The organism is Arsenicicoccus cauae (assembly GCF_043162025.1).
GTDB lineage: Bacteria > Actinomycetota > Actinomycetes > Actinomycetales > Dermatophilaceae > Arsenicicoccus > Arsenicicoccus cauae.
This window is the reverse complement of record NZ_CP171001.1, coordinates 1,029,892-1,050,009: the sequence shown is the minus strand read 5'-3', so window position 1 is coordinate 1,050,009 and position 20,118 is coordinate 1,029,892. Positions and strand designations below refer to the sequence as shown.

The window sequence follows — 20,118 nt, the reverse complement described above, 5'->3', positions numbered from 1 at the left end:
TGACCCCGTGCGGGGCGGGCGCGGCATACGTGGCACGATGCGCCGGTGAACAAGACCGAGGCCGTCCGTGACGGCGAGCGCTGGTGGTGGGGCCCGCAACCCCCCGGCGACCATCCCCCGCAGGTGATCGACTCCTGGCTCGTCCAGGAGGGGCGGTCGCGGCGGCCGGAGCGTCACATCCAGCGGTTCGCGGCGACGGCCGAGCTGTTCGTGCACTTCCAGGACCTGCACGTCGTCGTCGACGAGGTCCTCGCCCGAATCCCCCGCGCCGGCAGGTGGTTTCCCCGGCTGGAGGCCTACAACGACGCCGTCGCGCTGTGGCTGCGGCCTGCCGGCGACGCCCCCACCGAGATCGCGTTGTGGGTCGCCGACGTCCCGGACCCCCGCAAGTGGCCGCACATCAAGGGCCCCGACCTCGTCGTGCAAGGCCAGCTGCAGGGACGGGCGCGCGAGCTCGGCGCCGAGGACGCACTGCTGTGGCGGGTCGAGGAGCAGCTGCCCGAAGCCATGGAGGCGACCTACTCGGCGCTGGTGTGGTGGGACGGCGAGGCCTTCGTGACGCGTCCCGACGACGACCTGTCGCTGCCGTCCGTGACCATCGAGTGCCTCGAGATCTCCCTGGCCGACACCCCGCACCCGCTGCGGCGCGGCCGGGTCACCGTGGACGCGCTGCTCGACAAGCCGGTGTGGACGGTCAACGCCGCCAGGGGGATCCAGCAGGTGAGCAGCTGGGTGCTGCCCGATGGCGGACCCCGCCACTCCCCCCACGGCGCCCTGACCGCGGGACTCACCTCGTTGCTTTGCGACGCCCTCGATGAGACGACCGGGCCGCTGCCCGAGCAGCTCACCACGTGATCGTCGAGCGGGTCCCGCCGCCCGGCGACGTCGGCTCCGCCTTTGCATGGCTCTTCGGCGAATCCCGTTGGGCCTGCTGGTTGGACAGCGCCCGCGCCGAGCCTGGGCTGGCTCGCTTCTCCTACCTCGGGTCGCCGGGGGCCGATGGCGAGGTGCTGACGTATGCCGTCGGCCAGGGGCAGGTCGTGGTCACCGCCGGTGGCCGGGAGCACCGCGAGGACGGGACGATCCTGGAGGCGCTGCGCCGACGCCTCGCGCCCGCCACGGAACGGGGACGTTCGTGCCCGAGATCCGGGCACGAACGTCCCCAGTCGCCGGGTGGAGGCGAGGGGCTGCCGTTCGAGCTCGTCGACGGGTGGGTGGGCTACCTCGGCTACGAGCTCAAGGGGGACCTCGGATCCACCAACCGCCACGTGTCGCAGCACCCCGACGCCGTGTGGATGCGCTGTGACCGGCTGCTCGTCATCGACCACGCGACCGGTGCCGCATGGCTCGTCGCGCACGGCTCGGGCGCCGCAGCATGGCTGGCGTGGGCGCGGGAGACGTTGCACATCAACGCTGCTCGTCCGCCTTGCCCGCATCACCCGCCACGGCCCGGATGGCCGGGCACCCCGCCCGACGGGTCCCGTCGCGCAGCAACGCTTCTCGTGCGCAGCGTGGAGCAGTACCGCCAGGACGTCGAGGCCTGCCTCGACGCGCTGCGGCGCGGCGAGTCCTACGAGATCTGCCTGACCGACACGGTTCTCGCGGAGTCGCACGACGACCCGTTCGACATCTATCTGCGGCTGCGCCGGCTCAACCCGGCCCCGCACGCGGCCTACCTCCGCCTCGGGGACCGGCACGTCCTGTCGGCCAGCCCCGAGCTGTTCCTGCGCGTGACGCGTGACGGCGAGGTGTCCACCAAGCCGATCAAGGGGACGGCAAGGCGTCATACCGACCCCACCCACGATGCCCGTGCCGCAGCCGATCTCGCCGCCGACGCCAAGACCCGTGCCGAGAACCTCATGATCGCCGACCTGCTGCGCAACGACCTGTCACGCGTCTGCGACCCGGCGACGATCCACGTGCCTCGACTCATGCACGTCGAGTCCTACGCGACCGTGCACCAGCTCGTGACGACCGTGCGCGGGCGGCTTGCCGAGGACCGCACCGCGATCGACGCCGTCGAGGCGTGCTTCCCCGGCGGGTCGATGACGGGCGCCCCCAAGCACCGCACCATGCAGATCATCGACGAGCTCGAGGCACGGGCGCGCGGGATCTACTCAGGGGCACTGGGTTTCATCGACCGCAGCGGTGCGGTGGACCTGTCCGTCGTGATCCGCACCGCCGTCATGCACCACGGGCAGGTCGAGATCGGCGCGGGCGGGGCGATCGTCCTGGACTCGGACCCGCAGGCCGAGACCGACGAGATGCTGCTCAAGGCCGACGCCGTCCTACCCGCCCTCCGACCCTGACCTTCCCGGTCGCGATCGGGTGACTTCACTGCTCGCCTACCCGCAGCAGACTCACCCGATGCCGCGGGGTGGGGCCAACAGGCGCGTCAGGGCTCGCTGATGGGTCGGTGCCGATGTGGCACTGCAGGTGCACGACGTCGAGGCCGCGCAGCGAGCCCTGCGGCAGGTGGGCGGCGAGGACGGGCAGGTCGTCGCTGACCACGGTGGAGAGGTATGCCGGGTCCTCGGCGCAGCGCTCGATCCCGTAGGCGACCTCGTGCAGGCCCGCCCGCTCGTCCCAGTTGGCGCGGTTGGCGTCCCGGGCGACGGCCCAGTCGACGTCGACGTCGGTGCCCTGCGGCTCGCTCATGGCCAGAACCTACCGGGGGCCGAGGCATCAGCCTGGCGAACGAAGGCCGGCCGATGCCTCGGCCCCCGGCGGGTCAGGGCTGGGCGGCGAAGACGCCGATGACGGGGTTCCACTCGGTGACGTCGATCCCCGCGACGAGCCCGTGCTGCTGGAAGGGATCGTCCTCCAGCAGCGAGCGCACCTCGTCGGCGCTGTCGGCGCGGAGGATCAGCAGCGCCGACGCCGGCTTCACGTCGACGTAGGGACCGGACGCCTGCAGCGACCCCGCCTCGGCGAGCCGGCCGAGGAACGCGCGGTGCTCGGGCCGGATCTCGTCGAGGCGGGGGTCGTCGGAGTAGGAGTAGCGGACTGCGTAGTAGGCCATGGGCCCACCCTAGGCAGCGCTGGGGTCCTCCCACCCGTCGGCGCCGGCCCGCTCCGCGCCGATGGTCGTGTCCGGGCCGTGCCCGGTGTGCACGATCGTGTCGTCGGGCAGCGCAAAGAGCCTGGTGCGGATCGAGTCGACGATGGTGTCGTATGACGAGAACGACCGTCCCGTGGCGCCCGGGCCTCCCTGGAAGAGGGTGTCACCGCTGAACACGCACCCCAGCTCCTCGCTGTAGAAGCAGGTGCCGCCCGGCGTGTGCCCCGGCGTCGCGATCGCCCGCAGCGTCACCCCGCCCACGGTGATCTCGGTGCCGTCGACGATGTCCTCGTCGGGCTGGCGCGTGTCATAGGTCTGCTGCCACAGCTCGAGGTCGTGCGGGTTGAGCCAGATCGGGGCGCCGGTGGCCTCCGCGAGAGCGGCCGCCTGGTTGACGTGGTCGTCGTGCGCGTGCGTGCACACGATCGCCGCCAGCCGACGCTCGCCGACGGCGGCGGCGATGGCCGAGGCGTCATGCGGGGCGTCGAAGACCACGCACTCGTCATCGTCGCCGACGATCCACACGTTGTTGTCGACGTCCCAGGTGCCCCCGTCGAGGGAGAACGTCCCCGACGTGACGAGCTGCTGGACCTGCACGTCGCCGGCCATCAGAGCGTCACCACCGAGCGGAGGACGTCACCACGCTTCATGGTGGCGAAGGCCTCCTCGACGTCGCCCAGCCCGATCGTCTCGGACACGAACGCGTCCAGGTCGAGCCGCCCCTGCAGGTAGAGGTCGATGAGCATGGGGAAGTCGCGAGAGGGCAGGCAGTCGCCATACCAGCTGGACTTGAGCGACCCGCCACGACCGAAGACGTCGAGCAGCGGCAGCTCGATCCGCATCTCCGGTGTCGGCACCCCCACGAGCACCACGGTCCCCGCGAGATCGCGTGCGTAGAACGCCTGCTCGTAGGTCTCGGGGCGACCCACCGCATCGATGACGACGTCCGCGCCGTTGCCGTCCGTCAGCGCGCGCACCGCCTCGACGACGTCGCCGTCGGCCGGGTCGATGGTGTGCGTCGCCCCCATCGAGCGCCCCTTCTCACGCTTGCGGGGGTCCAGGTCGATGCCGATGATCTTGGCCGCGCCCGCGAGATGCGAGCCGACGACGGCCGCCATACCGACGCCCCCGAGGCCGATGACGGCCACGGAGTCGCCACGACCGACGCCGCCGGTGTTGATCGCGGCGCCCAGCCCGGCCATGACGCCGCAGCCCAGCAGACCCGCCGCCTCGGCGCCGGCGCGCTCGTCCACGCGCGTGCACTGACCGGCCGCGACCAGCGTCTTCTCCGCGAAGGCCCCGATCCCCAGCGCAGGGGTCAGCTCGGTGCCGTCGGTGAGGGTCATCCGCTGCTTGGCGTTGTGCGTGGCGAAGCAGTACCACGGACGCCCGCGGCGGCAGGCCCGGCACTCCCCGCACACGGCGCGCCAGTTGAGGATCACGAAGTCCCCGACGGCGACCTCGGTCACGCCCTCCCCGACGGCCGAGACGCGGCCGGCGGCCTCGTGCCCGAGCAGGAAGGGGAACTCGTCGTTGATCCCGCCCTGCTGGTAGTGGTAGTCGGTGTGGCAGACGCCGCAGGCCTGGACGTCGACGACGGCCTCGCCCGGCCCTGGGTCGGGGATCACGATGTCGACAAGCTCGACCGGCTCGCCCTTGGCTCGGGAGATCACTCCCTTGACGGTGGTGGGCATGTGCGCCCCTTCCTGGCCTCGCGGCCGGTTGACCATGCACTCACCCTCTCATTGCCCGTGGCCCTCGGCGACCAACCGGTCGTATGCCGGAAACGCCCGGAACGCGGGTCGGACGCCGTCCAGGACGGGCGGTGGGGCGAGCAGCGGGGCACCACGAGCGGGGTCCCGGACTCGGGGTCGGCGATCACGCGCGCGTCCAGGGCGAACACGTCGCGGACCAGCTCCTCGGTCAGCACGTCGGCGGGTGCGCCCTGCGCCGCGACCACGCCGCCGCGCATGGCGACGAGGTGGTCGGCATACCGCGCCGCCAGGCCGAGGTCGTGCAGCACCATGACGACGGTGGTGCCCCGCTCGGCGTCGAGGGCGGCGACCAGGTCGAGCATCTCGAGCTGGTGGGTGAGGTCGAGGTAGGTCGTGGGCTCGTCGAGCAGCAGCAGGTCGGTCTCCTGCGCGAGGGCCATGGCGATCCACACGCGCTGGCGCTGGCCGCCGGACAGCTCGACGACGGGGGTGTCGGCGAGCGCGGTGGTGCCGGTCTCGGCGAGGGCCCGCTCGACGGCCTCGGCATCGTGGGCCGTGTGCCGGCGCCACAGCCCCTGGTGCGGGTGGCGGCCACGGGCGACCAGCTCGGCGACGGTGACGCCGTCGGGGGCGACGGGGTGCTGGGGCAGCAGGGCGAGAGCGCGGGCCACGGTCCGGGTGGGCTGCTCGTGGATCGGGCGACCGTCGAGCAGCACGGCGCCCGAGCGCGGGCGCAGCAGCCGGGCGAGGCCGCGCAGCAGCGTCGACTTGCCGCAGGCGTTGGGGCCGACGACGACGGTGACGCGGCCGTCGGGGATGGCGAGCGTGAGGTCGCGCACGACCGGCTCCCCGCCGTAGCCGAGCGTGAGGTCGCGGGTGGCGAGTCGGGTCATCGGAGGCTTCCTTCGGTGCGGCCGCGGGTCAGCAGCCAGAGCAGGACGGGGGCGCCGGTGAGGCCGGTGACGACGCCGGCGGGCAGGTGGACGTCGGGGATGACGTGGCCGCCGACGAGGTCGGCCGCGACCACCACGACGGCGCCGACGAGGGCGGCGCCGACGATCGTCGGGCGACCGCGGTCCAGGGCCCGCGCGATCGGCCCGGCCAGGAAGGCCACGAAGGCCATCGGCCCCACCGCCGCTACCGCGAGCGCCAGCACGACGACGGCGACGGCGAGGAGCAGATCTGCCGCGTGCCGACGTCCCCCGAGCCCGAGGGCCAGGTCGTCGCCGAGCTGCAGGGCGGGCAGGTCCCGGCTCGCGAGCCACAGCAGCACATATGCCGCGACCGACGTCATCACGAGCCACCGGATCGTCGACCAGTCGGCCTGGCCGAGGCTGCCGGTCAGCCAGCGGAGCACGAGCTGGGTGTCGTGCTCGTCGGCGCGGGTGAACAGGTAGTGGACCACCGACGACAGGACCGAGGAGACGCCGACGCCGACGAGCACGAGGCGCTCGCCGGTGGACTGCGCGACGACCCGCACGAGCACGGCCACGACCAGGGCGCCCGCCACCGCGAGGAGGGACAGCGCAGGCCCGCTGACGCCGAGGACGACGATGCCGACGACCGCGGCGGCGGAGGCGCCCATGCCGACGCCCACGATGTCGGGGCTGGCGAGCGGGTTGCGCAGGACGGTCTGGGAGATCGCGCCGGCCGCGCCGAACGCGGCGCCGGCGAGCAGGCCGAGGACGGCGCGCGGCAGGCTGCTCTCCATCAGGATGAAGCTCGCCCCCGGGATGACCTCGCCGCGCAGGATCGCGACGGCGTCGGCGACGGGGATCACCATGTCACCCAGCAGGGCTCGCGTGACGGCCAGGCCGAGCGCGAGGACGGCTAGGGCGCCGACGAGAAGGCGGTGGTGGGCGCTTCGGCTCAGGGTCCGGCGCGCGTCGCGGGTCGCCGCCTCCCGCGCGGCGAGGGTGCTCACAGCCGCCCCCGTCGCAGGGCCCACACGAAGCCGGGCAGGCCGACCATCGCGGTCATGATCCCCACCTGCACCTCCGACGGCGGCAGGACCACGCGTCCGAGGGTGTCGGCGGCGGCCACCAGCGCGGCCCCCAGGACGGCGCTGAGCGGCAGCAGGCGGCCGTGGGCCGGGCCGACGAGGGCCCGGGCGGCGTGCGGGACCAGCAGCCCCACGAAACCGACCGGCCCGGCCAGGGCCGTCGCCCCGGCCGCGAGGAGCACGGCCACCGCCCCGACGGCCCAGCGGGCGCGGGTCGGGTGGGTGCCGAGGGCGGCGGCGGCGTCGTCGCCGAGCGCCAGCGCGTCAAGGCGCCGGGCGAGCACCAGGGACAACAGAGCGCCGACGACGAGCAGCGGGCCGACGACGCCGAGCAGGCCGAGGTCCCGCCCACCGATCGTCCCCACCTGCCAGAAGCGGTAGGCCTGCAGCGTCCCGCGGTCCCCCAGCAGCAGGGCCGTCGAGATCGAGGTGAGGGCGGCGGTCACGGCGGCGCCGGCGATGGTGACCGACCCAGGGCGCAGGCCGCCGCGGGAGACGGCGGCGAGCAGGTGGACCACGACCGCGGCGACCGCCGCCCCGACGAACGCCGCCGTCACGTGCACGGCCGGTGCCGACACCCCGAGGACGCTGATCGCCACCACCATCGCGAGGGACGCCCCGGCAAAGACCCCGAGGATGCCGGGGTCCGCCAGGGGGTTGCGGGTCAGCCCCTGGAAGCAGGCCCCCGACAACCCGAGCGCCGCCCCCACGACGACGGCGAGCACCGTCCGGTCGACCCGTGCCATCGCGATGGCGTGCAGGGGGTGGGCGGCGTCGATCAGGGCGCTCGGCGCCACCGCGCGCGAGCCCACGAGCAGCGACGCCGCGAGCGCGACCAGCAGGAGCAACAACGGGGTGAGGGCCCGCGCGGCCGCCGGGAGGCGGACGCCCGGCGGGGCGAGGGCTCGCGCGGTCGTCGCCGGGGCGGGGCGACTCATGCGCCCTTGACGGCCTTGACCACGCCGGGGAGGTACTTGTCGACGATGACCGGCATGGACAGCGGGCTGGGGTTGGTGACCGAGAGGCCGATCTGCTTGTCCACCTCGGCATAGGCGTGCCCCGACCTCAGCGCCGGGATCTGGCCGATCAGCGGGTTGGCCGTGAACGCCGCGATGTCGGTGGGCTTCTCGGCATACGACAGGAGCACGTCGGACTGGATGGTCGAGGCCTGCTCGGCGGAGACGTTGCCGTAGAACTGGCCCGGCTTGACCGCGGAGCTCACGATCGGAGCGCTCCTCCAGGCCGAAGGCCTCCAGGGCGCGGACCCGGTTGTCCTCCTTGCCGTAGATGCCGATCTGCGACAGGTCGGTCGTGGTGAGGTAGGCGAAGACCATGGTCTTGCCGGCGAGCTCGGGGTGGGCCGCCTTGGCGTCGGCGACGACCTTGTCGGTCTGCGCGCGGACGGCGGTGGCCTTGGTGGGGCGGCCGAGGGCCTTGCCGACCGTCTCGAGCGAGGTCGTCCACGGCGTCACCCACGGCGCGCCCGGCTGGGCGACGACCGGCGCGATCTTGGACAGCTTGTCGTAGTCCGCCTTGGTCAGGCCGGAGCTGGTGGCCAGGATGACGTCCGGGGCCAGCGTGGCGATCTCGGTGACCGGTATGCCGTCCGTGTCGTCATAGCGCGTGGGGGCCTTGCCGCCCAGCTTCGCCACGGCCGCGTCGAACCAGTCGGTGGACTTCCCGGCATTGCCGCCCCACGTCATCGCGGTCGCGCCCACCGGCACCACCCCGAGCGAGACGGCCATGTCCTGGTCGACCCAGCCCACGGTCGCGACCCTGGTCGGCTCCTTGCTGATCGTGGTCTCGCCGAAGGCGTGCTTGATGGTCACCGGGAAGGCGCCCTGCTCGGCGGCGCCCTGGGACGCAGCCCCGGACGTCGCGCCGCCGGCGGAGGCGGAGCCGGAGCTCGTGGAGCCGGCGCCGGAGCCGCAGGCCGCGAGGGTGACGGCCGAGGCGAGCGTCGCGGAGGTGAGCACCAGCAGGGAACGGCGGGTCAGGGGCACGAGAGGTCCAATCGTCGGTAAGGCTTGCCTAAGTTAGGCAAACCTTAGCCCTATCGCTCGGCGGCGTGCGACCCGTCCCACAGCGTGCTCGTAGGCCGGACCCCTAGGGTGGGGAGCATGCGCGTTCTCGTCAGCGGTGGCGCCGGCTACATCGGCTCGCACACCACCCTCCAGGTCCTTGCCGCCGGTCACGACGTGGTCGTGGTCGACAACTTCTCCAACGCCAAGCCGTCCGTGATGGCCCGGCTCGAGGCCCTCGCGGGGCAGCCGATCGAGGTGCACGGCTTCGACCTGACCGACCGGGACAAGACCGAGCACCTCTTTGCCACGGAGCGGTTCGACGCGGTCATCCACTTCGCGGGCTTCAAGGCCGTCGGAGAGTCCGTCGAGAAGCCGCTCGAGTACTACGAGAACAACCTCGGCTCGACCTTCTCGCTGGTGCGGGCGATGCAGCGCCATGGCGTCAAGAAGCTCGTGTTCTCCTCCAGCGCGACGGTGTACGGCGAGGACGCGCCCGTCCCGATGAAGGAGGACTTCCCGACGTCGGCGACCAACCCCTATGGCTGGACCAAGGTCATGATCGAGCAGATCCTGCGCGACGTCGCCGTCGCGGACCCGCAGATGCGGATCGCGCTGCTGCGCTACTTCAACCCCGTGGGCGCGCACCCGTCCGGCACGATCGGCGAGGACCCGCAGGGCATCCCCAACAACCTCGTTCCCTTCATCGCCCAGGTCGCCGTCGGGCGGCGCGAGCACCTCAACATCTTCGGCGACGACTACGACACCCCCGACGGCACCGGCCTGCGCGACTACATCCACGTCGAGGACCTCGCCGCGGGCCACGTCGCCGCGCTGCGCCGCCTCGGCGAGGTCTCCGACCCCGTGTCCACCTGGAACCTCGGCACCGGCCACGGCACCTCGGTCAAGGAGATGCTCGCGGCCTTCAGCCGCGCCGTGGGCCGCGAGCTGCCGTTCAAGGTCGCCCCGCGCCGCCCCGGCGACATCGCCGCGTCCTACGCCGACCCGTCCCGCGCCAACGCCGAGCTCGACTGGCACGCCACCAAGACGGTCGACGACATGTGCGCCGACACCTGGCGCTGGCAGTCCGGCAACCCCGAGGGCTACCCCAGCTGAGGGTCGTCGGCCGTATGACCGCCCCGCTGCACGCGGCGCGCCGACCGCAGCGAGATCCTGCACGCCGCGGCCGGCGTGGAGTGCCCGCCTTAGCAACCATCCGCCTGGCTCGCGGCGGCAACACTCTCCAAGTCCTAGGTCTGCGTGGTTCAGAGCTCATCCCCGCTGGCGCGGGGCTCACGTGTGGTCCGTCTCGACGCCGAGGGTCGTGCTGGGCTCATCCCCGCTGGCGCGGGGCTCACCCCTCCATCTCGACCCACCGGGACGGGGAAACGGGCTCATCCCCGCTGGCGCGGGGCTCACACCCCGTACGCGTGCGCGTACCCCGGCGCGACGGGCTCATCCCCGCTGGCGCGGGGCTCACCGACCTCAGGGCGAGGGTCACGCGTCGGCCTGGGCTCATCCCCGCTGGCGCGGGGCTCACACCGGCACCCCCACCGTGTCAACGACGGGTGAAAACTGAGCAGATGTCGACGGCTGAAAACTGAGCAGTCTGAGCGCACGCCGACGGTCGCGTGTGTCCGACATCACTCTCGCATGGTGAAGCCGGAGTCGTGGTCCTGGTCACGCACGGTTCCTCGGAAGCCAGATAGCCGCCGCGTTCGTGGTCGTCCTCAACTGTCGATGAGGGGGTGGCACCAGGTGGTGCCGTCGGGCCGCGATGCTTAGTCGACTGGGTCCGTGAACGAGGCGGAACGACACATCACACCGCAGGGCGGCCGTCTCTCAACCGCTGTTTGTGAGGCTCACCCGGGTTGCTGTCATGTGATCGGCGGGCTGGTCGGACGCACGGGCGCAAGAAAATGTCCTTGCACACACAGGGCTTAGCCCGGATGTTTCATCGGGCAGCGGTGTCGGCGTAGTCGGCGCCGTTGCCGTGTGAATGCGGTTGATTCTTGCAGGTGGGTACGACAACCGCCGGGATGTCGCTGCCGGTGGGCGTCGTCTTCCACGGAACGAGGGCAGTGCTGGGTTTGAAGGGGCGGAGGTGGCGCGCTGCTCAGGGTGGGGCCAGGGCGGCGAGGTTGTCCCAGGCGGTGGTGAACAGGCCTGCCCAGGGGGCGGTGTCTTTGATGTGCAGGAGCCGCTGACGGCTCGTGCGGGCCAGGGTCGCGGCGATCGTGAACAGGCGGTGCCGCAGCGTTTTGGGTTCCCACCGCCGGGCGTCGTGACCGGTCAGTAGTGCCATCCAGGCGAGCAGGTCGTTCGCCAACTGCACGATGAGCAGCCAGATCCGATTCTGGTCGAACCCCTGCAGGGGCAGATTCGCCAGGCCGGTGTCCTTGGCGATGCGGATCCGGTCCTCGCACCGCGCCCGTCGACGGTGGCGTAGTTCCAGGTCAGAGAGCTGCCCACGGCGGGTGTTGGTGACGAACGCGGTCAGGCGGTACCCGTCGATGTCCTCGAACCGTAGTTGCGCCCCCGGGTGAGGACGTTCCCGGCGCACGATCACGCGCATGCCTGGCGGGTACCCCTTCAGCTTGTCGTGCGCGGTGAGCAGACCGGTGATGTCGGCGACGTCGGCGCCCTGGCGGGCCTGCCCGTCGGCGTTGTACGCGGCAGTCCACCCGTTCTGGGGGATGAGCCGGTACAGCTGCGGCATGACCGCGGGCAGGGTCCACCCGATCGAATACGACACTCCGCGGCGGTGGCAGAACCACAGCAACTCGCGCGTGCCGCCGGCGCCATCGGTGCGGATCAACACCTTCCGGCCTGGCCTGGCCGGGTTGACCCCAGGCAGCCCGGCCAGAGCGGCCTTGATCACCTGCTCGTGGTCAACGGCGGTGTTGGAGCCGGCGTTCCCCGGGCGTAGCAGCATCGCCAACGACTCCCCGGTGCCGGCTGGACCGTGGTCCACGAACGCGCACAACGGGTGGAACCCGAAGCCGCGTTTGAAGGTGGGTGCGGCCTGTTCCTTATCCGAGTGCGCGGTGACCAGGGTCGCGTCCAGATCGATGACCAACGGATTCGCCGCCATGACCTCATGGTTGGGGGCGTGCTGCCCGGCCAGGTTCCACACGTGAGCCCGCGCCGCGGTGCGGGCAGTCGCGATGGCCTTCTCCACCCGCGCGACATCACCGGCCAGCGCCGCGATGGTGCGACTGATCGTGGCGTCCGAAGCCACCGGCCCGTACACCCCCGGTTCGGCCCGCAACAGCGCGGCGTCGCGGCAGGCGTCCCCACCCAACGCCAACGACACCGCCACATCCAGGACCACTTTCGCCGGATCGTGCCTGACCAGCGGCTTACGCCACGGCCGCAACGCTTCGCTGAGCAGCCGGTCGATCCCAAAGACGCGCGTCGTCCTGGTCAGCAGCGCACCGCCCGCGTGGGCCACCGCCGGGACAGTGGCGGTGTCAACTCGGACATGCGGGTACAGACCGCTACGCTTACTCACCTGAGAAGTGCCCTTCGGTTCCTGCGGATATCAGCTGTCGCAAGCGTCATCCTTGCAGGTCAAGGGCACTTCTCGCGTTCAGGGCTCACTCACCCCGATGAAATCTCCGGGCTAGCGCGTCTACGTTCGGACGCGGACGGGGTCATCGCCTTGTTCACCAACCACATCACCCACCCCACCAGTCGGCTCCTCGACCATGTCGACTTCACCACCACCCCCTTGTTCAACCATCTCGAGAAGATCGCCGGAGTCGTCATCGACCGCGGAACCCGCACCATCACCGCCGTCGCCGCAAGTCCCTGGCTGGCGCAGCGCTTCGGGCTCGCCCCTCACGCCCCCCTCCTCTACCTCGAGCAGGTCACCTACGAGGCCGCCGGGCGGCCCGTGGAATGCTCCGACATCTGGGTGAACCCGCGCCGCATGCACATCACTGCCGACGTCATCCGCGCCAGACGCTGACCCCGGGCCTTCGACTCGTTCATGCGTCACGTCCGGTCGTGAGGCCCGCCTCAAAAGACAGGGGCGTCGTCTGCGGGTCTATCGCGTTAACGGTGTAAGTGGCCCTAGCGCCCCGGTTGGGGCAGGAGGGTCGTCATGACCGAGACACTGGTGGCTGTGAGTCCACCTTCACCGAAGAAGAGCCAGGACCCGGGCGATCCGGGCGGTCCACCGCCCGGGGAGGCGTTCGGGCCGATCCCGGACGCGGGTCCGGAGCGGGAGCTGACGCCGGCCGAGCTGGCCGTGATCAAACAGATGGTGCTCCAGGCCAAGGACGCCGGCGTGGCGCTGACCGGCCCGGACGGGCTGCTGAAGGCGTTGACGAAGACGGTCATCGAGACCGCGCTGGATGAGGAGCTGTCCGAGCACCTGGGCTATGACAAGCACGCCGTCGAGGGCCGTAACCGGGGCAACTCCCGCAACGGCACCCGGACCAAGACGGTCCTGACCGACAACTGCGGACCGGTGCAGATCACCGTGCCCCGGGACCGGGACGGCACGTTCGAACCCCAGCTGGTCAAGAAGCGGCAGCGGCGCCTGTCCGACCTGGACGACCTAGTCCTGTCCCTGTACGCCAAGGGTCTGACCACCGGGGAGATCTCCGCGCACCTGGCCGAGGTGTACGGCGCGTCGGTGTCCAAGGACGTGATCTCGCGGATCACCGACCGGGTGATCGAGGAGATGCAGTCCTGGTGGGCCAGACCCCTGGAGAAGGTCTACGCCGCGATCTTCATCGACGCGATCATGGTCAAGGTCCGCGACGGTCAGGTCCGCAACCGCCCGTTCTACGCCGCGATCGGGGTCGACCTGGACGGGCACAAGGACATCCTGGGCATGTGGGCCGGTGACGGTGACGGGGAGTCGGCCAAGTACTGGCTCGCGGTGCTGACCGAGCTGCGCAACCGCGGCGTCAAGGACGTCTTCTTCATCGTCTGCGACGGCCTCAAGGGTCTGCCGGACAGCGTGAACGCGGCCTTCCCCCAGGCCATCGTGCAGACCTGCATCATCCACCTGATCCGCAACACCTTCCGCTACGCCAGCAGGAAGTACTGGGACCAGATCGCCCGCGACATGAAGCCGATCTACACCGCCCCCAGCCCCGAGGCGGCCCGGGCACGGTACGAGGAGTTCGCCGAGAAGTGGGGCACGCCCTACCCGGCGATCAAGAAGTTGTGGGACAACGCGTGGGAGGAGTTCATCCCGTTCCTGGACTACGACGAGGAGATCCGCAAGGTCCTGTGCTCGACCAACGCGATCGAGTCGCTCAACGCCCGCTACCGGCGCGCGGTCCGAGCCCGTGGGCACTTCCCGAACGAGCAGTCCGCGATGAAGACGCTCTACCTGGTCACCCGATCACTGGACCCCAAGGGCACCGGACAGAGAAGATGGGTCACTAGGTGGAAGCCAGCACTGAACGCGTTCGCCATCACCTTCGCCGACCGCATGCCCGCGGCGGAGGACCGCTGACCATGCAAACGCCACTTACACCGTTAGCCGGACAGTCCCTCGTCTGCAGTCCGTTCCGCCGAGGATGGGGCCTGCAGGCCCAGGAGACGACGAAAGAGGGCGTTGAGGTCGTGCACACCTTGGGCGCGACGGGTCGGGTCGGCGGCGATCCACGACGCGTAGGCGATGACCATGCCGTGAGCGGCTCGGGCTACGGCTGCAGGGTCGGCGGCGGGATGCCCGATCCCCGACTCGGCGAGGCTGCGTACGTATCGGGCGGTCCGACGTAGGGGATGTTCGGAGAGCTCCTCCCACAGCGTGCCCATCTCCGCGTCGTGGTGGGCGCGTGACTCGATCACGTCGAGCATGCGCAGGTTGCGGATGCGGGCGTCCAGGAAAGCCTCCATCGAGCGGGCAGCGACATCGATCGGGTTCTCCACTTGGACCGGCAGGCGTTGGCTGGCGAGGAGCTCGTCCCTGACCTCGCGTGCGACCGCACCCAACGCATCGTCCAGAGAGGCGAAATAGACGTAAAACGTCGCTCGGGAGACCTGGGCCTCCTGGGTGACCGCGGCGACGCTGGCACCTTCGATGCCGTCCCGTTCGAACACCCCGCGCGCGGCGCGCAGTAACTCAGCGTGCCGGTCGGTGTCGTGTCGGTCCCGTCGCGCGCGTGTCGCCCATTCCGCCATACGTCCATTCTCTTGACGTTGACAATGGTGTCAACGCATAGTGGCGACAGTCACGACCGATGTCGAAGGAGACGAAGGTGTCGAATGTCCTGGTAGCCAACCGCGGTGAGATCGCCGTGCGGATCCTGCGCGCCGTACGTGCCTCGGGCCGGCGGGGTCTCGCGTTTCGTACGGCCGACGAGCCCCACGCGCCGCATGCGCGGCTGGCCGACGCCGTCGTCGACCTGCCAGGCCGTGGGCCGCAGGCCTATGTCGACATCGAAGCGGTCATTGGCGCAGCGGTAGCCTCCGGCGCGGACCTGCTGCACCCCGGATACGGATTCCTCAGCGAGTCCCCTGAGCTGGCCGGCGCCTGCAGCGAGGCGGGGATCGGATTCGTGGGGCCCTCACCTGGAGCCCTCGCCCGCCTCGGCGACAAGGCATCCTGCAGGTCTCTGGCTCGATCTCTGCAGCTGCCGGTGGCTCGCGCCGCGGATGACGCCGAGGCGGGATTGGAACTGTTGGCCTCCCTGCCCGCCGGAGGGCGTGTCATCGTCAAGGCGGTTGCCGGCGGCGGTGGGCGGGGAATTCGCTTCGCCTCGGATGCGGCAACGCTGACATCGGCGATTCAGGAAGCCTCCTCCGAGGGGCGGAAGGTCTTCGGCGACGGCAGGATCGTCATCGAAGAGGTCATCACCGGCGCCCGCCACATCGAGGTGCAGATCGCCGGTGACGGGCATCAGGTGGTGGCCCTGGGTACCCGCGACTGCTCGTTGCAGCGTCGACGTCAGAAGGTCGTCGAGATGGCGCCGGCTCTGCTGTCGGCCGACATGCGGGACCGGATCGTGTCCGCCGCCGAGACACTGGTCGGGGCGGTCGGTTACGTCGGTCTGGCCACCGTGGAGGTCTTGGCCACCGATGACCGGTTCGTCGTGATGGAGGTCAACCCGCGTCTGCAGGTCGAACACACGGTCACGGAGGAGGTGACCGGGCTGGACCTGGTGCGTGGACAGTTGGAGTTGGCCTGCGGGGCTTCGCTGGCCCAGGCGGGACTGCTGCCTGTTCCCGAACGGGGAGTCGCCATCGAGGCACGAGTCAACGCCGAGACCGTCCTATCCACCGGCGAGGCCTACCCCACCGCGGGGACCGTGGGCGCGGTGGAATGGCCCACCGGGCCGGGGGTGCGCCTCGACACCCACGTGCGCGCCGGCGTGGAGATCAACGGGCAGTTCGACCCACTCCTGGCAAAGATCATCGTCCACGCCCGCGACGACCAGGAGGCCCTCGAAGGGCTCCGCACGGCGATGGCCGACACACGCCTGGAAGGTGTCACCACGAACCTGGCTTGGTTGCAGGCACTGTTGGGAGAGCCCGAGGCGGGCCCAGGGCGTGCGCGCACGACGACGGTGGATGAGCTCGCCACCTCCCTCGCCGACCGAGCCGTCGTCCCTGACGTCTCGACGGATGGCCCGGCCCGTGGCGACCGTACCGACGAGGGGGTCCTCACCTCCCCCATGCCCGGGGTGCTCACCGGTTACGAGGTGGCCCCCGGTGACATCGTGACGGCTGGAGCGCCCGTAGCCGTCGTGGAGGCCATGAAGATGGAACACGTCCTGAGGGCCCCGGTCTCCGGCACCATCACGACTGTCCACTTGGCGCCGGGAGAGCCGGTGACGGCAGGGACGCCGGTCCTGGAACTGGCTCCGCACGATGTCGATGACACCGGCCACTGCGTCGAGGAGCAGGTGGATCTCGACGCCGTCCGGAACGACTTGCAGCTGGTGCTCGACCGCCACGCTGCGACCCTTGACGAGGGCCGCCCCGAGGCCGTCGCCAAACGCCGCAAGAGCGGGCACCGCACCGCCCGAGAGAACATCGCCGACCTCATCGATCCCGACTCGTTGCGGGAGTACGGGGCGCTGGCGGTCGCCGCGCAACGCCGTCGCCGCAGTCCAGAAGAACTACGCCAGTCCACTCCCGCCGACGGCATCATCACAGCCACCGCCACTCTGAGCGGCGCCCCGATCGCCGTCCTGGCCTACGACTACACCGTCCTGGCCGGCACCCAGGGATACCTCAGCCACAAGAAGACCGACCGCATGCTCGAGCTCGCCCGCGATCGTGGATTGCCGGTCGTGTTGTTCGCCGAAGGCGGCGGTGGTCGCCCCGGCGACACCGACACCACCGTGGTCTCCGGACTGGACGTGGAGACGTTCTCCACGATGGGCTCGCTGTCGGGGCACGTGCCTACGGTCGGGATTGCCGCCGGTCGCTGTTTCGCCGGAAACGCGGCCCTGCTGGGCTGCTGCGACGTCGTCGTCGCCACGCAGGACGCCACGATCGGGATGGGAGGACCGGCCATGATCGAAGGCGGTGGTCTGGGTACCTTCCGGCCCGAAGAAGTCGGGCCCGCGCCCATGCACGCCCGCCAAGGGGTCGTCGATGTCCTCGTCCATGACGAAGCGCAGGCCGTGCAGGTCGCCCGCCACTACATCGACCTCCTGACCGATCGGGAACGCCCCGGTGAAGCCCCCGATCAGAGGCGGCTGCGTCACCTCATCCCCGAGAACCGCAAGCGTGCCTACGACGTTGCCGACGTCATCACCGCCCTGTGTGACGAAGGCTCCACCCTGGAGTTGCGTGAGCAGTTCGGACCCTCTGTGCGGACCTACCTCGCGCGAATCCAGGGGACCAGCGTCGGGGTCGTCGCCAACGACCCCCGTCACCTGGGTGGGGCGATCGATGCCGACGCCGCCGACAAACTCGCCCGATTCCTGCAGCTGTGCGACGCGCACCGGCTGCCGGTCGTATCACTGTGCGACACCCCCGGCTTCATGGTCGGCCCCGACGTCGAACGCACCGCCACCGTGCGGCACTTCGCTCGGGTGTTCGTCACCGGCGCCCGCCTGCGGAGTCCGTTGGTGTGCCTGATCCTGCGCAAGGGCTACGGCCTCGGCGCTCAAGCCATGGCCGGTGGCAGCTTCCGTCGCCCCACGGCAACCCTGGCGTGGCCCACCGCAGAGATCGGCGGGATGGGCCTGGAAGGCGCCGTGCGCCTGGGGTTCCGGCGCGAACTCGAGGAAGCCCCCGACGAGAGGGCCAAGGCTGAACTGTTCGACACCCTGGTCGCGCGCATGTACGACCAGGGGCGCGGCGTCAATGCCGCGGAAGTGTTCGAAATCGACGCCGTCATCGACCCGATCCACACTCGAGCGTGGATCCACAGCGCAATCCAAACCCCCATTCCTCCCGAGACCGGCCACCGCCCGATCGACACCTGGTGAAGGACCCCGCCATGGAACTGCAGACCTACCTTGAAGATGTCCGCGCCCGCCAAGCCGCCGCCCGCCCCGCCGACACTCCCAGCGGTGTGATCTACCCACTGGGGGAACTCACCCTGCCCGGCTACGTCGCCCAGTGGGCGGCCCGCCGACCCGACCGGGCCGCGATCGTATGCGGGGCCACCCGCCTCACTTACGCCCACCTGCACCAACAGGCCAGGGCCGTCGCCGCAGGAATGCAGCAGGCAGGCGTGCAGCGCGGCGATCGCGTAGGGATCCACCTGTCCAACCGCCCCGAGTTCATCGTGGCCGCATTGGCTGCTCTGCGCGTGGGTGCGGTGTTCGTGCCCGTCAACCCGATGTTCCGGCCCCAAGAGCTCGCCCACGAACTCACCGACAGCGGCGCCAAGTTCCTCATCACCCTCGACGTGCTCACCCCCATCGTGGATGCCGTCCGCAGCGATGTCCCCGACCTGCACACCGTCGCCGTCGTCGGTGACCCCATCGAAGGTGCCCTCGCCTGGGAGGATCTCACCGCCACCGATCCTGGCGACCTGCCGGACATGGGCGACCTGGATTCCCTCGCCGCTCTCAATTACACCGGCGGCACCACCGGCCTGCCCAAGGGCTGCGAACACACCCAACGCCACATGATCTACACCGGCGCGACCGCACTCGGCGCAAGCGGGGAGATCGAGACCGACGACTTCGTGGCCTTGTGCTATCTGCCCATCTTCTGGATCGCCGGAGAGGACCTCGGCTTCCTCATGCCGATCATGGCCGGCGGCACCAGCGTCCTCATGAGCCGATGGGACGCAGGCGCCGCCCTCGACCTCATAGAGGCAGAGAGGGTGACCATGATGGTCGGCACCGTGGAGAACTACCTCGAACTGATCCAGCGTGAAGACATGACCGCTCGCGACCTGTCCAGCCTGCGCGACCCCGCCGCGGTGTCGTTCATCCGCAAACTCGACCCCCAGATCCGACACCTCTGGCGCGAGGCCGCCGGGTCGACGCTGCGCGAAGCGGCCTACGGCATGACCGAAACCAACACCATGGATGCCACCGCCTACGGCATGGCCGAACACGACCGCGACCTCAACGAAGAACCCGTGTTCTGCGGAGTCCCCGTTCCCGGCACCGACATCGTCATCCGCGACTGGGCCACCGGCGAGCTCGTCCCCCTCGGGCAAGACGGGGAGATCCATGTCAAGAGCCCCTCGGTGATGAGCGGATACTGGCGCAACCCGCAAGCCACCGCCGAGCAACTCCGTGACGGGTGGCTGCGCACGGGTGACAGCGGGCGACTCGACGAGAACGGGTGCCTCCACTACCTCGGACGCCGTAAGGAACTCATCAAGGTCAAGGGGATGAGCGTCTACCCCGCAGAGATCGAGATGGTCCTTGCGCGCATGGACGGCGTCGCCTCCTGCGCCGTGGTCCCCTCCCCGGACCCCGCCAAGGGTGAGATCCCCGTCGCGTTCGTCACCGCCAATCCGGGCGCCACCATCGCCGCCGACCGCCTCCAAGCCCAGGCCGCCGAACAGCTCGCCCCTTACAAGGTTCCCCGGGTCGTGATCCTCGAGTCCTTCCCCATGACCGCCACCGGCAAGATCCGCAAAGTCGAACTCCAGGAACGAGCAGCAGAATCCGGCGCCTGACCTGCCGGCCCGCTCCTCCAAGACGGACCAGTGCCGTCCCCGCGTGCGCTGGTGGTGCCGGTCGAGGACATGGTCTCGTCGTCGCAGGCAGCGGGCGATGCCACGGTGGGGCGACGGTCTCGTCGAGGCTCTCGGAGTCGGCGCCGTTCCCACTGGGCTCGTGACCCTGCCTGTCACGCCAGGGACTGTCGCAGGAACGGTGTAAGCGGCCCGTTGCCCGGTAGGGCAGGAAGGGGCCGATGATGGCC

The 20,118-nt window shown here is 70.5% G+C and carries 16 protein-coding genes and 1 CRISPR repeat array; of the genes, 7 read left to right on the top strand and 9 right to left on the bottom strand.

Going from position 1 to position 20,118, the window contains the following annotated elements:
• Window positions 1–45: 45 nt before the first annotated feature.
• On the top strand, window positions 46–855 hold the full coding sequence (locus tag ACF3NS_RS04865; protein ID WP_154592428.1) for an aminotransferase class IV: 810 nt from the start codon (window positions 46–48) through the stop codon (window positions 853–855).
• Window positions 852–2,309, top strand: coding sequence for an aminodeoxychorismate synthase component I (pabB, locus tag ACF3NS_RS04860; RefSeq protein ID WP_311966395.1), 1,458 nt, complete (start codon window positions 852–854; stop codon window positions 2,307–2,309). The genes ACF3NS_RS04865 and pabB overlap by 4 nt, the downstream gene beginning before the upstream one ends.
• Before the next feature lie 25 nt (window positions 2,310–2,334).
• Here pabB and ACF3NS_RS04855 read toward each other — a convergent pair whose 3' ends face one another.
• From ACF3NS_RS04855 to ACF3NS_RS04825, 7 genes are all read right to left on the bottom strand, one after another.
• A complete protein-coding gene (locus ACF3NS_RS04855) occupies window positions 2,335–2,658 on the bottom strand; it encodes a hypothetical protein (protein WP_392468175.1) in 324 nt (107 codons plus the stop codon).
• Between the two features lie 73 nt (window positions 2,659–2,731).
• On the bottom strand, window positions 2,732–3,022 hold the full coding sequence (locus tag ACF3NS_RS04850) for a YciI family protein (protein WP_288799563.1): 291 nt from the start codon (window positions 3,020–3,022) through the stop codon (window positions 2,732–2,734).
• 9 nt (window positions 3,023–3,031) lie between these two features.
• Complete coding sequence (locus ACF3NS_RS04845; protein ID WP_288799564.1) at window positions 3,032–3,670, bottom strand: MBL fold metallo-hydrolase; 639 nt, start codon at window positions 3,668–3,670, stop codon at window positions 3,032–3,034.
• A complete protein-coding gene (locus tag ACF3NS_RS04840) occupies window positions 3,670–4,755 on the bottom strand; it encodes an S-(hydroxymethyl)mycothiol dehydrogenase (RefSeq protein WP_154592431.1) in 1,086 nt (361 codons plus the stop codon). The genes ACF3NS_RS04845 and ACF3NS_RS04840 overlap by 1 nt, the downstream gene beginning before the upstream one ends.
• Window positions 4,731–5,669: an ABC transporter ATP-binding protein gene (locus tag ACF3NS_RS04835; RefSeq protein WP_286966880.1), complete on the bottom strand. Its 939-nt coding sequence runs from the start codon at window positions 5,667–5,669 to the stop codon at window positions 4,731–4,733. The genes ACF3NS_RS04840 and ACF3NS_RS04835 overlap by 25 nt, the downstream gene beginning before the upstream one ends.
• Window positions 5,666–6,700, bottom strand: coding sequence for an iron chelate uptake ABC transporter family permease subunit (locus tag ACF3NS_RS04830; protein ID WP_392468173.1), 1,035 nt, complete (start codon window positions 6,698–6,700; stop codon window positions 5,666–5,668). The genes ACF3NS_RS04835 and ACF3NS_RS04830 overlap by 4 nt, the downstream gene beginning before the upstream one ends.
• On the bottom strand, window positions 6,697–8,781 hold the full coding sequence (locus tag ACF3NS_RS04825) for an iron chelate uptake ABC transporter family permease subunit (RefSeq protein ID WP_392468172.1): 2,085 nt from the start codon (window positions 8,779–8,781) through the stop codon (window positions 6,697–6,699). The genes ACF3NS_RS04830 and ACF3NS_RS04825 overlap by 4 nt, the downstream gene beginning before the upstream one ends.
• A 117-nt stretch (window positions 8,782–8,898) precedes the next feature.
• Between ACF3NS_RS04825 and galE the strand changes: the two genes are divergently transcribed.
• Window positions 8,899–9,915 (top strand): UDP-glucose 4-epimerase GalE, encoded by a 1,017-nt coding sequence (galE, locus tag ACF3NS_RS04820; protein ID WP_154592434.1) that lies wholly within the window; start codon window positions 8,899–8,901, stop codon window positions 9,913–9,915.
• Between the two features lie 152 nt (window positions 9,916–10,067).
• Window positions 10,068–10,339: direct repeats of the CRISPR family, unit length 29 nt; unit sequence GGGCTCATCCCCGCTGGCGCGGGGCTCAC.
• Between the two features lie 576 nt (window positions 10,340–10,915).
• Here galE and ACF3NS_RS04815 read toward each other — a convergent pair.
• A complete protein-coding gene (locus tag ACF3NS_RS04815) occupies window positions 10,916–12,313 on the bottom strand; it encodes an IS1380 family transposase (protein WP_392468169.1) in 1,398 nt (465 codons plus the stop codon).
• On the opposite strand from ACF3NS_RS04815, the gene ACF3NS_RS04810 reads away from it, so the two are divergent.
• Both ACF3NS_RS04810 and ACF3NS_RS04805 read left to right on the top strand, forming a co-directional pair.
• Complete coding sequence (locus ACF3NS_RS04810) at window positions 12,284–12,772, top strand: GntR family transcriptional regulator (RefSeq protein ID WP_392468167.1); 489 nt, start codon at window positions 12,284–12,286, stop codon at window positions 12,770–12,772. The genes ACF3NS_RS04815 and ACF3NS_RS04810 overlap by 30 nt on opposite strands.
• Before the next feature lie 294 nt (window positions 12,773–13,066).
• Window positions 13,067–14,278 carry an IS256 family transposase gene (locus ACF3NS_RS04805; RefSeq protein WP_392469078.1) on the top strand — a complete coding sequence of 404 codons (1,212 nt, stop codon included), beginning with the start codon at window positions 13,067–13,069 and terminating at the stop codon, window positions 14,276–14,278.
• Between the two features lie 23 nt (window positions 14,279–14,301).
• Here the strand turns inward: ACF3NS_RS04805 and ACF3NS_RS04800 are convergent, their stop codons facing one another.
• The gene (locus tag ACF3NS_RS04800; RefSeq protein WP_392468164.1) at window positions 14,302–14,949 is read right to left on the bottom strand and encodes a TetR/AcrR family transcriptional regulator; all 648 of its coding nucleotides are present in this window, start codon (window positions 14,947–14,949) and stop codon (window positions 14,302–14,304) included.
• Between the two features lie 59 nt (window positions 14,950–15,008).
• Between ACF3NS_RS04800 and ACF3NS_RS04795 the strand changes: the two genes are divergently transcribed.
• Window positions 15,009–18,212, top strand: a complete 3,204-nt coding sequence (locus ACF3NS_RS04795; protein WP_392468161.1) for a carboxyl transferase domain-containing protein — start codon at window positions 15,009–15,011, stop codon at window positions 18,210–18,212.
• An 11-nt stretch (window positions 18,213–18,223) separates the two neighbouring features.
• Window positions 18,224–19,870 (top strand): AMP-binding protein, encoded by a 1,647-nt coding sequence (locus tag ACF3NS_RS04790; RefSeq protein WP_392468159.1) that lies wholly within the window; start codon window positions 18,224–18,226, stop codon window positions 19,868–19,870.
• Window positions 19,871–20,118: the final 248 nt, after the last annotated feature.

What these genes read in the sequence shown, in the direction of transcription:
- ACF3NS_RS04855 (WP_392468175.1), bottom strand. Translation starts at nt 2,658, where the DNA reads ATGAGCGAGCCGCAGGGCACCGACGTCGACGTCGACTGGGCCGTCGCC.
- ACF3NS_RS04850 (WP_288799563.1), bottom strand. Translation starts at nt 3,022, where the DNA reads ATGGCCTACTACGCAGTCCGCTACTCCTACTCCGACGACCCCCGCCTC.
- ACF3NS_RS04845 (WP_288799564.1), bottom strand. Translation starts at nt 3,670, where the DNA reads ATGGCCGGCGACGTGCAGGTCCAGCAGCTCGTCACGTCGGGGACGTTC.
- ACF3NS_RS04840 (WP_154592431.1), bottom strand. Translation starts at nt 4,755, where the DNA reads ATGCCCACCACCGTCAAGGGAGTGATCTCCCGAGCCAAGGGCGAGCCG.
- ACF3NS_RS04835 (WP_286966880.1), bottom strand. Translation starts at nt 5,669, where the DNA reads ATGACCCGACTCGCCACCCGCGACCTCACGCTCGGCTACGGCGGGGAG.
- galE (WP_154592434.1), top strand. Translation starts at nt 8,899, where the DNA reads ATGCGCGTTCTCGTCAGCGGTGGCGCCGGCTACATCGGCTCGCACACC.
- ACF3NS_RS04810 (WP_392468167.1), top strand. Translation starts at nt 12,284, where the DNA reads ATGCGGGTACAGACCGCTACGCTTACTCACCTGAGAAGTGCCCTTCGG.
- ACF3NS_RS04805 (WP_392469078.1), top strand. Translation starts at nt 13,067, where the DNA reads ATGGTGCTCCAGGCCAAGGACGCCGGCGTGGCGCTGACCGGCCCGGAC.
- ACF3NS_RS04800 (WP_392468164.1), bottom strand. Translation starts at nt 14,949, where the DNA reads ATGGCGGAATGGGCGACACGCGCGCGACGGGACCGACACGACACCGAC.
- ACF3NS_RS04795 (WP_392468161.1), top strand. Translation starts at nt 15,009, where the DNA reads ATGTCGAAGGAGACGAAGGTGTCGAATGTCCTGGTAGCCAACCGCGGT.
- ACF3NS_RS04790 (WP_392468159.1), top strand. Translation starts at nt 18,224, where the DNA reads ATGGAACTGCAGACCTACCTTGAAGATGTCCGCGCCCGCCAAGCCGCC.